The organism is Streptomyces sp. NBC_00557, from assembly GCF_036345995.1.
Classification (GTDB): Bacteria; Actinomycetota; Actinomycetes; order Streptomycetales; family Streptomycetaceae; genus Streptomyces.
In genome coordinates, this window is sequence record NZ_CP107796.1 from 7,374,611 (window position 1) to 7,387,331 (window position 12,721).

The 12,721-nt window shown below is 74.3% G+C and carries 14 protein-coding genes; 5 read left to right on the top strand and 9 right to left on the bottom strand.

Features of this window, described 5'->3' with window-relative positions; all coding sequences use genetic code 11:
* Positions 1-85: 85 nt before the first annotated feature.
* Positions 86-1,234 (bottom strand): transcription termination factor Rho, encoded by a 1,149-nt coding sequence (gene rho, locus OG956_RS32710; protein WP_330341619.1) that lies wholly within the window; start codon positions 1,232-1,234, stop codon positions 86-88.
* 708 nt (positions 1,235-1,942) lie between these two features.
* Between rho and OG956_RS32715 the strand changes: the two genes are divergently transcribed.
* Positions 1,943-2,245 carry a hypothetical protein gene (locus tag OG956_RS32715; protein WP_330341620.1) on the top strand — a complete coding sequence of 101 codons (303 nt, stop codon included), beginning with the start codon at positions 1,943-1,945 and terminating at the stop codon, positions 2,243-2,245.
* A gap of 43 nt (positions 2,246-2,288) precedes the next feature.
* Here the strand turns inward: OG956_RS32715 and OG956_RS32720 are convergent, their stop codons facing one another.
* A complete protein-coding gene (locus OG956_RS32720) occupies positions 2,289-2,687 on the bottom strand; it encodes a nuclear transport factor 2 family protein (protein ID WP_330341621.1) in 399 nt (132 codons plus the stop codon).
* 90 nt (positions 2,688-2,777) lie between these two features.
* On the opposite strand from OG956_RS32720, the gene OG956_RS32725 reads away from it, so the two are divergent.
* A complete protein-coding gene (locus OG956_RS32725; RefSeq protein ID WP_330341622.1) occupies positions 2,778-3,530 on the top strand; it encodes a class I SAM-dependent methyltransferase in 753 nt (250 codons plus the stop codon).
* Here OG956_RS32725 and OG956_RS32730 read toward each other — a convergent pair.
* From OG956_RS32730 to OG956_RS32755, 6 genes are all read right to left on the bottom strand, one after another.
* Positions 3,500-4,243, bottom strand: a complete 744-nt coding sequence (locus OG956_RS32730) for a GntR family transcriptional regulator (protein ID WP_330341623.1) — start codon at positions 4,241-4,243, stop codon at positions 3,500-3,502. The genes OG956_RS32725 and OG956_RS32730 overlap by 31 nt on opposite strands.
* Before the next feature lie 128 nt (positions 4,244-4,371).
* A complete protein-coding gene (locus OG956_RS32735; protein WP_330341624.1) occupies positions 4,372-5,538 on the bottom strand; it encodes a serine hydrolase domain-containing protein in 1,167 nt (388 codons plus the stop codon).
* Between the two features lie 108 nt (positions 5,539-5,646).
* Positions 5,647-6,615 (bottom strand): acetylxylan esterase, encoded by a 969-nt coding sequence (locus OG956_RS32740; protein ID WP_330341625.1) that lies wholly within the window; start codon positions 6,613-6,615, stop codon positions 5,647-5,649.
* Positions 6,616-6,723: 108 nt separating this feature from the next.
* On the bottom strand, positions 6,724-7,308 hold the full coding sequence (locus tag OG956_RS32745) for an Rv1733c family protein (RefSeq protein ID WP_330341626.1): 585 nt from the start codon (positions 7,306-7,308) through the stop codon (positions 6,724-6,726).
* Positions 7,309-7,536: 228 nt separating this feature from the next.
* Positions 7,537-8,256, bottom strand: a complete 720-nt coding sequence (locus tag OG956_RS32750; protein WP_330343006.1) for a ferredoxin reductase — start codon at positions 8,254-8,256, stop codon at positions 7,537-7,539.
* Between the two features lie 172 nt (positions 8,257-8,428).
* The gene (locus tag OG956_RS32755) at positions 8,429-9,034 is read right to left on the bottom strand and encodes a sulfite oxidase-like oxidoreductase (protein WP_330341627.1); all 606 of its coding nucleotides are present in this window, start codon (positions 9,032-9,034) and stop codon (positions 8,429-8,431) included.
* 170 nt (positions 9,035-9,204) lie between these two features.
* Between OG956_RS32755 and OG956_RS32760 the strand changes: the two genes are divergently transcribed.
* The gene (locus tag OG956_RS32760; RefSeq protein WP_330341628.1) at positions 9,205-10,128 is read left to right on the top strand and encodes a quinone oxidoreductase family protein; all 924 of its coding nucleotides are present in this window, start codon (positions 9,205-9,207) and stop codon (positions 10,126-10,128) included.
* A 5-nt stretch (positions 10,129-10,133) separates the two neighbouring features.
* Complete coding sequence (locus tag OG956_RS32765; RefSeq protein ID WP_330343007.1) at positions 10,134-10,892, top strand: GNAT family N-acetyltransferase; 759 nt, start codon at positions 10,134-10,136, stop codon at positions 10,890-10,892.
* Between the two features lie 177 nt (positions 10,893-11,069).
* Here OG956_RS32765 and OG956_RS32770 read toward each other — a convergent pair whose 3' ends face one another.
* Complete coding sequence (locus OG956_RS32770) at positions 11,070-11,468, bottom strand: MarR family winged helix-turn-helix transcriptional regulator (protein WP_330343008.1); 399 nt, start codon at positions 11,466-11,468, stop codon at positions 11,070-11,072.
* Positions 11,469-11,592: 124 nt separating this feature from the next.
* Here OG956_RS32770 and OG956_RS32775 point away from each other — a divergent pair, with 124 nt between their 5' ends.
* On the top strand, positions 11,593-12,693 hold the full coding sequence (locus tag OG956_RS32775; RefSeq protein ID WP_330341629.1) for a hypothetical protein: 1,101 nt from the start codon (positions 11,593-11,595) through the stop codon (positions 12,691-12,693).
* Positions 12,694-12,721 lie beyond the last annotated feature (28 nt).

Here is a 12,721-nt window from a genome sequence, read left to right on the forward strand (position 1 = left end):
AAGGGGTCGGCCGTGTCTCTCGCCGTAGCGGCCGTTCGGCGCACGCGGGTAACCCGGATGCCGGATCCCGGCCCCGGCGCCGGGCTCAGCCGGAGGGCAGGGTGGGCCGGATCCGCCGCAGGAAGGCGGCGTTGTCGGGCGTGGAGCGCAGCCGCTCCAGGAGGGTCTCCAGACCGGACGGGCCGCCGTCGCGGGGGCGCAGGACCCGGCGCAGGCCCTGTACGGCCGTCAGTTCGGCCGGGGTGAGCAGCAGTTCCTCGCGGCGGGTGCCGCTGGCGTCCAGGTCGACTGCCGGGAAGAGGCGCCGGGCGGCGGCTTCCCGGTCCAGGCGCAGCTCCATGTTGCCGGTGCTCTTCAGCTCCTCGAAGTAGTAGCCGTCGGCGCGGGAGCCCGTGTCCACCAGCACGGTGGCGAGGATGGTCAGCGAGCCGCCCTCCTCCGCCTGGCGGGCGGCGCCGAAGAACCGCTTGGGGCCGATCAGCGCGCCCGCGTCGACACCGCCGCTCAGAGTGCGCCCGCCGGCGGCGGAGGCGTTGTTGTGCGCACGGCACAGCCGGGTCAGCGAGTCCAGCAGGATCACGACGTCCTCGCCGGCCTCCACCCGCCGCTTGGCCCGCTCGATCACCAGCTCGGCCAGGGCGATGTGCTCCCTGGGCGCCCGGTCGAAGGTGGAGGCGTACACCTCGCCGCGCACCGAACGGCGCATCTCGGTGACCTCCTCGGGGCGCTCGTCCAGCAGCAGCACCATCAGCCGGCACTCGGGGTGGTTGCCGGCGACGGCGGCGGCGAGCTGCTGCAGCAGGACGGTCTTGCCGCTCTTCGGCGGGGCCACGATGAGCCCGCGCTGGCCCTTGCCGACCGGCGCGAACAGATCGGTGACGCGCCCGGCCGGCCCGGAGCCGGGGTGTTCCAGGCGGATGCGCTGGTGCGGGTGGAGCGGGGTGAGGTCGCGGAAGTGACGCCGGGCGCGCAGGGAAGCCGGGTCGCGTCCGTCCACGCGGGTGACCTCGGTCAGCGCGCGCCGGTCGCCCGGGACGCCTTCGACCAGGTCGCCCCTGCGCAGTCCGTGCCGCCGGATCAGGCCCGGCGGGACCTGGGGGTCGGCGGGGGAGGGCAGCAGGTGCGCGGCCCGCAGATGCCCCTTCCCCTGCGCGTCGATGTCGAGGACACCGGTGACGAGCCGGGCGGCGGGGGCCTGACGGACCGCGGGCGGGTGCTCGAGTGTGGTGGTCATGGTGGGAGGTCCTTTCAGCGGACGGAAGGCGAGGGGGAGGGGGAGAGGCCGCGAACGGGAGGCGGTGACACCTGCCTCCGGGCGGCGGGAACGGCACCTCGGGTACGGCGGAAACGGCCTGGTCAGTCACGAGGTGGTGCACAGAAGAAGCCCGAGCCGGTCGAAGACCTCGGCCATGGGGCTGATGGAGAGGAGCGGCGCCGGCGTCCGTACGACGGGACACGCACACGCGCTGATCGCACTATACCCGTGCGTCCGGTCCGGTCAACATGATGCCGTCCGCGTCTCTTCCCGCCCCGGCTCGCAACCGTCCCGCCCGCCCGGCCGCCAGGACCAGCCCCGCGGGGGCCGCAATCCGGAATTCTGACGAGCTGTCGGGTCAAGGCCGCGGCCGGCCAGCCGGCTTCGCAGCCATCGCGGCCGCCCGCGCAGCAGCCGGCCGTCCCGCGCAGCCCGCGGCCTACCCCTGCCCCAACCCGCGGTTCCCGCCGCGGGCGCCGTCTACGCGCAGCCCACACCGACCGGCCAGACCACCGCCCCCAGCCGGGCCAGGCCAGGCAGTTCGGGCAGCCGCACGCGGGGCAGCCCGCGCAGCAAGGGCAGTTCGGACAGCCGCAGCCGGGCAATCCCTGCGCGCAGGCTCCGCAGTTCGGCACCGGGACGCCGCCGGCCGGGAGCGGCGGGGCCGGCAGAGCGGTGCTGTGGGCCGTGGTCGGTGCGGTCGCCTCCGCCGCCTGGGCGGCCGGCCTCTTCCTCATCGGCGGCAAGAGCAGCGACGCCGACCTGCGCGGCTACTCGGCGCCGTCCCACATGTGCTCCAGCGCCGACTACTCGTCCTTCCTACGACGCGCCGGTCGGCGGCATCGGCGACGAGGCCTGCCTCGTCAGCCAGGACACCGGCGACGGCTCCTCGAGCAGTACGACCAGGACACGAACCCGCCCGCGCTGAGTGACGTGGACGACTGGCTGAGGAAGGACGCCAAGGCCACGCTGGGGCAGCTCAAGGGCTGACCTCCGGGCCCGGCGGCGGTGCTCCCCGGGCAGCGCGGACCGCTCAGGCCGACCGCGCCTGCGCCTCCTCGGCGATCTCCTCGAACCGCGCGCCCATGGCCTCGGCCAGGGCGTGCGCGCCCGACAGCGGGCGGACCATGACCATGAGCTCGTCGATCAGCCCCTCCTCGTTCACGTGCAGAAAATCGCAGCCGGTCAGCTCGCGGTCGCCCACCCGGGCCGTGAAGACCAGCGCGTGGTCGGCCGCGGCCGGATCGCCGATCTCCCGGACGTACCGGAAGTCCTCGAAGACCTGCCAGACAGCGCGCAGGATCGCCGCCGTGATCGCCTTGCCGGGATACGGCTTGAAGACGACCGGGCTGGTGAAGACGACGTCCTCCGCCAGCAGCGCCTCCACGGCGTCCAAGTCCCCGGCCTCGACCGCCGCACGGAACGCGTGCATCGGACCACCTCATAGTCAAGTGAGCGAACAGGTGCCGATGAGACTAATACCGGCGGGTTCTCGCGGTGCGGGTGGCCGTAGGCTGAGGAGATGTTCGGTCCCGAAGGCCCTTCCTTGCGCGAACTGGCCGTGCAGGCGCTGTCGTCCGTCGAGCGCGGCTACGACCTGCTCGCCCCGAAGTTCGACCACACGCCCTTCCGGACGCCCGACGTCGTCCTGGAGTCCGTGGCGAAGGCGCTCACCCCGCTCGGCCCCTTCCAGGACGGGCTCGACCTGTGCTGCGGCACCGGCGCGGGCGCCGAGGTGCTCACCGGGTTGTGCCGCCGCAGCGTCACCGGTGTCGACTTCAGCGCCGGGATGCTCGACGTCGCCCGGCGCCGGGTACGGCCCGCCGGCGGGCCCCGCGTCGCCTGGGTGCGCGGCGACGCCCGGGCCCTGCCGTTCACGGCCGCCTTCGATCTCGTCGTCTCCTTCGGGGCGTTCGGACACTTCCTGCCGCGAGAACTGCCGGGGCTGTTCGCCCAGGTCCACTCCGTCCTGCGGCCGGACGGCCGGTTCGCCTTCGCGGTGCTCGCCCCGCCGAAGCCGGCACAGGCCGGCTTCTGGATGCTGCTCGGCTTCGACGCGGTGATGCGGGTGCGCAACGCGCTGTGGCGGCCGCCGTTCGTGATGTACTACCGGGCCTTCCGGCTCGGCCGTGTGCTGGGGGAACTGGAGCGCGCCGGGTTCGCCGTCGACCTGCACGCCCTGCCCGGGTTCGGGCGGCGCGGGGACGGCAGTCCGCGGGCCCGGCTGGTGGTGGCCCGGCGGGCTCAGCCGGCGGCGGGCAGCGTGAACTCGTAGACCAGGGTCTCCTGTTCGGCGTTCACCACCAGATCGGTGATCTCCAGCGGCCGGGCGTACTGGTCGTGCACCCGCCGGGTCACCCGTACCGAACGGGCGCCGTCGGCCTGGGTGATGGCATCGTGGTGGTGCAGCGACAGGCCGGCCTTGCGCATCCAGTCGTAGGCGCGCCGCAGTTGTGCGGGCGTGCTGCCGTCGGCCCGGTCCCGGTAGCGGGCCAGCTCCGCCACCTCGGCCAGCGCCACCGCCGAGAACGACGTCACCGCCGTCCGCAGCGACCGGCCGTCCGGCGTGGCCGACCGGTAGCGGTGCACCAGCGTCGGGCGGTGCGGGGCGAGGCCCAGCGCCCGCGCGTGCTCCTCCGGCGGCGCCTCCCAGGTCACCGTGGCCCGGTCGACCGCGGCCGGGTCCGCGGAGCGGGCGCCCAGCGGAAAGGCCGGCGTCGCCGGCGCCCCGACCGGCCGGGCGGGCAGCGTGGCATGGCTGCCCCGGCGGTCCGTGGCGATCAGTCCGCCGCGCCGCAGCACCTCCAGTGCCTGCCTGATCGTCTCCCGGCTGACCTGGAAGTGTGCGGCCAGGTGCCGTTCGCCCGGCAGCCGTTCGCCCGGCGGGATGGTGCCGGCGCGCAGCTCGTCGAGCAGCAGCGCCGCGATCCGCCCGTACAGGGGCCGGCCGTCGCTCTGGTCGGGTTCGTGCGGGGTGGTGCGGGCCATGCCGCGCCCTCCTGGTGTGACAAGACGTAGTCGTGCGGGCTCGTTGCGCGACCACACTTAGCATTGGTCTAAACCACGAGGGAAGAGCGGTCTTCCGGTTCGGCCGAAACCCGCCCGCGCGGTCTCGGTCACAAGGCGCTGTACAGGGCGTCGATCAGCGCCATCTTCCGCGGGTCGTCGGCGATGCGCGGCCCCATCCGGTTCATGACGTACCCCAGTGACACGCCCGCCTCCGGATCGGCCAGCCCGCACGAGCCGCCGAAGCCGTCATGGCCGAAAGCGCGCGGGTTCGGGCCGTACGACCCGTGCGGACCGCTCAGCCACAGCCCGAGCCCGACCTCGGTCTCGCCCTCGAAGCCCGCGCCCAGCACCAGATCGCGGCAGCTGCCCTGTCCCTCGCGCACCCGCTCGGCCGCCTCCGGCGACAGGACGCGCTGCCCGCCGAAGGAGCCGCGCCCGGCGAAGACGCCGTAGAGTGCCGCGACCGCGCGGGCCGTGCCGTGCCCGTTCGCCGCGGGGATCTCCGCGGCCCGCCACTCGGGCGTGTTCGCCTCCGCCGCGCCGACCAGCGGATTCGCCAGCGCCGCCAGCGCGGCCGGCGGCAACTGCCCGAAGAGGGACGCCTGTTGGCTGCCGGACAGGGCCGGCGGACGCACCAGCTCGGCCGCGCGGTCCGCCTCCCCGGCCGGCAGTCCGACCGTGAAGTCGATCCCCAGCGGCCCGGTCACCTCACGCGCCAGGAAGGCCCCCGGCCGCAGCCCCGAGATCCGCCGGACGACCTCGCCGACCAGGAAGCCGTACGTCAGCGCGTGATACCCGGACCGGGTGCCCGGCTCCCACCACGGCTCGGTCGCCGCCAGCCGGGCGGTGGTCAGCTCCCAGTCGTACAGATCGGCCAGGGAGTGCGGCTCCCGGAGCCCGGACAGCCCGGCCCGGTGCGACAGCAGATGCCGTACGAGCACCCTCTCCTTGCCCGCGGCGGCGAACTCGGGCCAGTACGCGGCCACGGGCGCGTCGAAGTCGAGCAGCCCCCGGTCGGCGAGCAGGTGCGCGCACAGCGCCACCGGGCCCTTCGTGGTCGACCAGACGTTCACCAGCGTGTCCCGCTGCCACGGCCGGGTACCGGCCGCGTCCGCCCAGCCGCCCCACAGGTCCACCACCGTGGCCCCGTCGACGGTCACGGCCACGGCGGCGCCCAGTTCGTCGCGCTTCAGGAAGTTCTCCTCGAACGCCTCCCGGACCGCCGTGAAACGCGCGTCGCAGTGGCCGTGGACCTGTGTCTCGTGCGCGGACATGGCACCTCCGTCGTCGCAGGGAGCCCGGGCGGCGACGCCGCGGCCCGGGTCCCCCGAACGTACCGACTGGTCGGACTGGAGGGAAGTCCCCGCACGCCCGCGCCGCTCTCAGGCGTACGACCTCAGCCAGCGCAGCTTCGCCGCCTCGTGGAAGGGGCCGCCGCCCTCGTGGTCGTTGAAGTCGTAGACCTCTATCGCCTTGTCCTCGTGCGCCCAGGCGTTGAACGCGGCGAACACCGTCGACGGCGGGCAGGTCTGGTCCTCGAGCGCCGCCGAGAACAGCGCGGGCGCCCGGCCCCGGGCCGCGAAGTGCACCCCGTCGAAATACGACAGCGTGCGCAGCACCTCCGCGGTGCGGCCGCGGTGCGTCTTGAGGAACAGGCCGATCTCGCGGTAGGGGTGACGGTCCGTCAGCGTGGTCGCGCGCGGGAAGTCGCACAGGAACGGCACGTCCGGCGCCACCGCGACCAGGTCGGGGACCAGGCCGCCGACGGCCAGCGTGATGCCGCCGCCCTGGCTGCCGCCGGTCACCGCGGTCCGCGCGGCGTCGGTCAGCGGATGCGAGCGGGCCGCGTCGACGGCGCGCACCGCGTCCGTGAACACCCGGCGGTAGTAGTAGTTCTCCGGCGCGTCGATGCCCCGCGTCATGAACCCCGGGTACGCCGGCCCCGCGCCCACCGGGTCCGGCGTGCCGCCCCCGGCGCCCCAGGCGCTGCCCTGGCCGCGGGTGTCCATCACGAAGTGCGCCCGGCCCGTGGAGGCCCACAGCAGGTCTTCGTGCGGCAGTCCGCGCCCGCCGCCGTAGCCGATGAACTCCACGACCAGCGGCAGCGGCTCGTTCGCGCCGGCCGGCAGCCGCAGCCAGCCCCGGACCGGGTGGCCGCCGTACCCGGCGAACGTCACGTCGTACACCCGGACCGTCGACAGTCCGGTGTCCACCGGCTCGAAGCGGGCGTCCAGATCGTGCTCGCGGGCCTCCTCGAGGGTCTTGTCCCAGAAGGCGTCGAAGTCCTCGGGCTCGGTGGACTCACTGCGGTGCTCGCGGAGTTCGTCGAGGGGGAGGTCGAACAGGGCCATCAACAACCGCCTTGGCGAAGGGGGAATGTGTCAGCTCACCGTACGTGGGGGAAGGAAGGCTGACCAGTAAGCGTTTGCTCCCGCTCGGCGGCCGGACGGCCGGGCCGGTCAGGCGCGCGGCTGAGTCCACTTCGGTCCCGTACGGGCCCACTCCCGCTCCCACTCCGCGAGCCGGCGGCGCAGGGCGATCCGGCGCTCGACGGCGTGTGCGAGGAGCACGGCGGACGCCGTACCGCCCGCCGCGACCAGCCCGACGGTCACCGTGTGCTGCCAGACCGCGGCGGCGTTCGGCGGCGGAGCCACACTGCGGCCGCGGGCGTCGAACCACACGGAGACGGTGTCCCCGGTCAGGGTGCCCGCCGGCACCCGGGCCCACGCCGTACGGACGCCCTTGCCGGGCTCGGTCCAGCGGACCCGCGCGCGGTACGGGTAGCCGCGGTCGGTCTGCCCGCCGGAGAGCCGCTGTGGCGGGTCGCCGATCACCCGCGCGCGTACCTGGTGGCGCTCGGCCCGCTGGGCTGCCGCGACGTGCTGGGCCGTGTCATGCGCCCGCAGGCCGGCGGCCACCCCGACCAGGGGCGTGACGACGAACAGCAGGACGGCGGTGATCAGCACCGTCCACGCCTCCACGACATCCGAGCGGCGCCGCAGCGGATTGCGCCGCCAGCGCCAGCCACGCACCCCGGTACGCATGTCCACCTCCTCGCACCGCCGGAGCCGGAGAACGGGCGGACCGGGTCTCCAGGTCCGCCACCCCGCCGCTCGCGCACACGAGCGTCCACACTCGTCTCGTACCCCGTACGGAGCACCTCGCTCATGCGACCGACCGCGAGTTCAAGCCCACCTGGAGCACGGAACGCGCCGCGCGCCCACGGTCGCGCCACCGGTCCCGGTGCGCAACCCGAGGGCTGAAGCGGCGGTTCAGCCGAAGCGCTCGATACGGATCCGGTCCACCGGCTGGCCCGCCGCGACCAGCAGCCGGGAGGCGTGCTCGGCGAACCCGTTGGATCCGCACACATAGGCCTCCCACCCACCGGCTGGCGACCCGGCCAGGAGCGGCGCCACATGTGCGGCCGCCATACGGCCCACCGGCACACCCGGTGGCGCGCTGCGGGTGAAGACGGCCGTCGTCTCCGCACCCAGCTCCGCCGCGTAGATCAGCTCCTCGGGACTGCGCGCGGACACCAGCATGCGCAGCGGCACGGTGAGCCCGAGCCTGCGGTGGTGCCGCACCATCGACATCAGCGGCACGATCCCGGAGCCGGCGCCGAGCAGCAGCGCGGGCCGGTCGCCCGGCCAGGCGAAGAAGCCGCTCAGCGGCCCGCGCACCTCGACCGTGTCACCGGGGCGGGCGACCGTGTGGAACCAGCCCGACACCTCGCCGTCCGGCACATGGTCCAGGGTCAGCTCGATGTGCCCGGAGTCGTCCGGCGCGGAGGCGATGGAATAGTGCCGCTGCGCCGTATAGCCGTCCGGCGCGGTCAGCCGCAGCATCAGATGCTGTCCGGGCAGATGCCCCGCCCAGCCCGGCACCGCCAGCCGGAAGGTCGCGGCGCGCGGCGTCTCACGCCGGATCTCCGCCACCGTGGCGGTCTGCCACACCGCCGCCACCTGCTCACTCACCGCGATCCGCGCGGGCACGGCGAAACGGAGGGCGGGGCGGGCGGGGACGGCGACGGTCGTGTCCGGGACCGGGACCGGGGCCGGGGTTGGGTTGGTGGCGGTGGTGGCGGGGGCCGCGTGCGGGGCGGCGGCCGTCTCCCGCGCCGAAGCCGGGGGCGTGCCGGGGGTGTTCGCGTGTGTCGTCGTCGTGTCAGTCACCGGAGTACCGCTGCTCCTGCCAGGGGTTGCCGCGCTCGTGGTAGCCGTTGCGCTCCCAGAAGCCCGGCTCGTCGTGGTCGAGGAGAGTGAGGCCCGCGATCCACTTGGCGCTCTTCCAGAAGTAGAGGTGGGGCACCAGCAGCCGCGCCGGACCGCCGTGCTCGGCGGGGAGGGGCCGGCCGTCGTACTCCCAGGCGATCCAGGCCCGTCCGCCGGTGACGTCGGCGAGCGGCAGGCCTGCGGTGTAGCCGGTGTGGGAGCGGGCGAGCACATGGGTGGCGGACGCCCGGGGGCGCACCACGTCGAAGAACGCGTCCAGGGAGACACCGCCGAAACGCACGCCGAACTTCGACCAGCCGGTCACGCAGTGGATGTCGCCGTCGTACGCCGACGCCGGCAGCGCGTGCGCCGCGTCCCAGTCCCAGGTGTGCGGCCGCTCCACGAGGCCGTCGATGCGGAAGGACCAGTCGGCCGGTGCGAGGTCGGGGGTGACCTCGGCGGACAGGACGGGCCAGTCCTCGCCCGCGTCGTACTGCCCGGGCGGCAGCCCGGGGTTGTGCACGCGCGGGCGGCCCGTGAAGCCTCGCGTTACGTTCATCCTTCAACCGTACGCGGTCGTTCCGGGTGCTCCGTCCCTGGTCATCGCCCGGATGATTGCAGCCGTATGAACTCTTTCGGGCCGTGGGAATAGCCCTGCGGCGCTTCTCCTTTGCCCTCGGTGCCGGCACCGGTAGACCGGTGGCAGCGCGAGAGAAGCGAGGGAAGAGCATGCCCAAGGCGTACGTCCACACGCGGTACGGGGGACCGGAGACCGAGGCGCTGATCGACCTGGACCGCCCACGCCCGGGTCCCGGAGAGATCCTGGTCGCGGTCCGCGCCGCGGGCGTCAACCCCGTCGACTGGAAGCTGCGCCAGGGCTTCCGCCGCCCCGGCGAGAGCGAGCCCGTCTTCCCGCGGGTCCTCGGCAGCGAGGCGGCGGGTGTCGTCCAGGAGGCCGGCCCGGGTGTCACCGGCTTCGCGGCCGGCGACGAGGTGTTCGGCGCCACCGCCGACGGCGGCTACGCCGAGTACGCCCTGCTGACCGCCGCCGTCAGCGCTCACAAGCCCGCTGCGGTGTCCTTCCGTGACGCCGCCACGCTGCCGGTCGCCGCCGCCACCGCCTACGACGGCGTCCGCCAGCTGGACCTGCCCGGTGGCGCGACCCTGCTGGTGACGGGCGCGGGCGGCGGTGTCGGCAGCGCGGCCGTGCAGATCGCCCGCGCCTTCGGGCTGCACGTCGTGGGCGTGGCGAGCGAGGGCAAGCGGGACTTCGTGGAGTCGCTCGGCGCCGTGCACGTGTCCTCCGGACCGGATCTGGCCGAGCGGGTGCGGGCCGCCGTACCGGACGGGATCGACGGGGTGTACGACCTGGTGGGCGGCCCGGTGCTCGCCGAGAGCGCCGAGCTGCTGAAGGACCGGAGCAAGCTGGTCACCGCGGGATCGCCGCCGGAGGCCGTCGCCGCGCTGGGCGGCGCCCCCGTCCGGCGGGCCCGTACCGCCGCCGTCCTGGAGGCGGTGGCCGACCTCGCCGCGCGCGGCGCCCTGAATCCCCACGTCACCCGCGTCTTCCCGCTGGAGCAGGCCGGCCAGGCGCTGCGCGCGGTGGAGGAGGGGCACGCCCTCGGCAAGGTCGTCATCGAGGTGGCCGAGTGAGCCGCATAGCCGGTCGGGGCGCCGGTGACGCCGTCGCCGCCGACGCCCCGCACGTCCTCGACAACCCCGCCCTCGCCTCGCTGACCGGCCCGCACGCCCACTTCGCCGAGCGGCGCGGCCGGGTGCTGCGCTATCCCGTCGACGTCTCCCCGTGGCTGGCGCTGCCCGACGACCCGGACGCGCGGGACTGGGCGGACCTCGCCGCCCTGGCCGGTCCCGGCGCGGAGATACCGCTGCCGGGCTTCCGCGGCGAGGTGCCGGACGGCTGGGAGACCACCTTCCGGATCGAGGGCGTGCAGCTCGTGGACGACGGCCTGGCCGCCGCGCCCGACGCGGAGGCGGTCCGCCTCGGCCCGGCGGACGTGCCCGAGATGCTCGACCTGGTGGCCCGCACCCGGCCGGGCCCCTTCCTGCCCCGCACCGTCGAGCTCGGCACCTACCTCGGCATCCGCCGCGGCGGCGCGCTGGTCGCCATGGCGGGGGAGCGGCTGCACCCGCCCGGCTGGACCGAGATCAGCGCGGTCTGCACCGACCCCGCCTTCCGCGGCGAGGGACTCGCCACCCGGCTGATCCTCGCCGTCGCGCACGGCATACGGGAGCGCGGCGAGACGCCCTTCCTGCACACCAGCGCCCAGAACACGCCTGCCATCCGGCTGTACGAGTCCCTGGGCTTCCGGCTGCGCCGCCGCACCGCGTTCCTCGCGGCCCGCGCACCGCAACGGCTGTCCGATGAGGCGTCGGCGGCGGCGGTTCCGGTGGCGTGAGGGGCGTGGGGGTGGGCTTGGGAGGCTTGTTGAAGGGGTGGGATGCCCCCATGCCGGTGGCTCTCGCGGTGGGGGTTGCATGAGGGGCGGGCGCGGGCGTTTGCGGCGGGTGCGGCATGCCGCGATATCGGTGGCCCCGCGGTCGGCGTGGCGTGACGGTCGGGAGGGGGCGGCCTGTCAGACGGAGCCGGTCTCGTCCGGTCCCGCGTTGTAGCGCTCCAGGTACGCCGCGAAACGCACCAGGTCCTCCTCCGGCCAGTTCGCCAGCCGTTCGCGGAAGGCCGCCCGGCGGCTGCGGGTGACCTGGGCGAGGATCTCCCGGCCGGCCTCCGTCAGATGCAGCACCTGGACCCGGTGGTCGTCCGGGTCCAGCCGGCGCTCGATCAGCCCGGCCCGCTCCAGCGCGGCCACCTGGCGGCTGACCGTGGACTTGTCCAGCGCGTAGTGTGCGGCCAGGTCCGTCGCCCGGCGGCCGTCGTGCTCCTCCAGATGGCTGAGCAGGGTGTACGACACCAGCGACAGCTCGGGGTGCATCCGGCCTGCCGAGGCGCGCGCCCGGCGCGCGAAGATCGTCATCTCGCGCTGGATCGTCTCGACGGCCGACTCCGCTGCGCTCACGGAATACCTCCTCCGACGTTGTAGTTGTATAGTACAACTGGACTGGAAGTTGTATAAGCCAACCATTGGAGGTTGTCCCGCGATGAGGTCACCGGCGCTGCGCCATGTGCTCACGCATCTGATCACCCCGCTGCTGATGTGCATAGGCATGGGGCTCGCGTACATGGGGGCCTTCGTGACCCCGGAGCCGCACCACATGCCGGTCGCCGTCGTCGGCCACACCCCGCAGGCGAAGGTCTTCGCCCAGACGGTCAAGGACGCCGCGGGTGACAAGCTTGACGTACGGACGGTGGCCGACCGCGCCGACGCCGTCGGCCTCCTGAAGTCCCGCGAGGTCACCGGCGCCTACGTGCCGAGCGCCACGTCCCCCGAGCTGCTGGTGGCGAGCGCGGCCTCCGACATGGGCGCCACCGCCGTGGAGAAGGTCTTCACACCGGTCGCCGCCCGGCAGGGCGTCCCGCTGAAGGTCACCGACGTGGCCGAGCCGGTCGCCGACGACCCCACGGGCCAGGGCCTGTTCTTCCTGCTCATCGCCCTCAGCATCGGCTCCTACGCCTCCGTCGCCGCGATCGGCGCGGCCGGCGCCGCCCTCCCGATGCGGGTGCGGGCCCTGCTCGCGCTCGGCGTCTCCGCCGTGGTCAGCGGCATCGGAGCGCTGCTTGCCGGGCCGGTGTTCCAGCTGGCCCACCACGACCTCGCGAGCGTGTGGGGCATGGCCTGGCTGTACTCGGCCGGCATCCTCCTCATCGGCACCGGCCTGCACACCTTCCTGGAGCGGTGGACCACGCTCGCCATGATGGTGCTGTTCGTGATGCTCAACTTCACCAGCTCCGGCGGGCTGTTCCGCCCCGAACTGCAGAACGGCTTCTTCGGCACCCTGCACGCCTTCTGGAACGGCGCCGGCTTCGTCGAGGGCGTCCGCAGCGTGCTGTACTTCGGCGACGACGGTCTCTCGCGCAACGTCTGGACGCTCCTGGTCTGGCTGCTCGTGGGCCTGGTGGTGACCGGCGTCGCGGCCTTGTACGAGCGGCCGCGGCACGCCCGCCACGCCGTCGGCCACACCGGCACGGCGACCGGCACGACGGCGACCGCCACGCACGGCGCGCACCCGGCGCCGCGCCTGACCGATGAGGTGGACGCGCGCACGGCCGAGGAAGAGGCCGAGGAAACGGTCGGCGTCTGACCCGGCCCGGACACAGGGGGCGTGCCCG

What these genes read in the sequence shown, in the direction of transcription:
- rho (WP_330341619.1), bottom strand. Translation starts at nt 1,234, where the DNA reads ATGACCACCACACTCGAGCACCCGCCCGCGGTCCGTCAGGCCCCCGCC.
- OG956_RS32720 (WP_330341621.1), bottom strand. Translation starts at nt 2,687, where the DNA reads ATGCACGCGTTCCGTGCGGCGGTCGAGGCCGGGGACTTGGACGCCGTG.
- OG956_RS32725 (WP_330341622.1), top strand. Translation starts at nt 2,778, where the DNA reads ATGTTCGGTCCCGAAGGCCCTTCCTTGCGCGAACTGGCCGTGCAGGCG.
- OG956_RS32730 (WP_330341623.1), bottom strand. Translation starts at nt 4,243, where the DNA reads ATGGCCCGCACCACCCCGCACGAACCCGACCAGAGCGACGGCCGGCCC.
- OG956_RS32735 (WP_330341624.1), bottom strand. Translation starts at nt 5,538, where the DNA reads ATGTCCGCGCACGAGACACAGGTCCACGGCCACTGCGACGCGCGTTTC.
- OG956_RS32740 (WP_330341625.1), bottom strand. Translation starts at nt 6,615, where the DNA reads ATGGCCCTGTTCGACCTCCCCCTCGACGAACTCCGCGAGCACCGCAGT.
- OG956_RS32745 (WP_330341626.1), bottom strand. Translation starts at nt 7,308, where the DNA reads ATGCGTACCGGGGTGCGTGGCTGGCGCTGGCGGCGCAATCCGCTGCGG.
- OG956_RS32755 (WP_330341627.1), bottom strand. Translation starts at nt 9,034, where the DNA reads ATGAACGTAACGCGAGGCTTCACGGGCCGCCCGCGCGTGCACAACCCC.
- OG956_RS32760 (WP_330341628.1), top strand. Translation starts at nt 9,205, where the DNA reads ATGCCCAAGGCGTACGTCCACACGCGGTACGGGGGACCGGAGACCGAG.
- OG956_RS32770 (WP_330343008.1), bottom strand. Translation starts at nt 11,468, where the DNA reads ATGACGATCTTCGCGCGCCGGGCGCGCGCCTCGGCAGGCCGGATGCAC.
- OG956_RS32775 (WP_330341629.1), top strand. Translation starts at nt 11,593, where the DNA reads ATGAGGTCACCGGCGCTGCGCCATGTGCTCACGCATCTGATCACCCCG.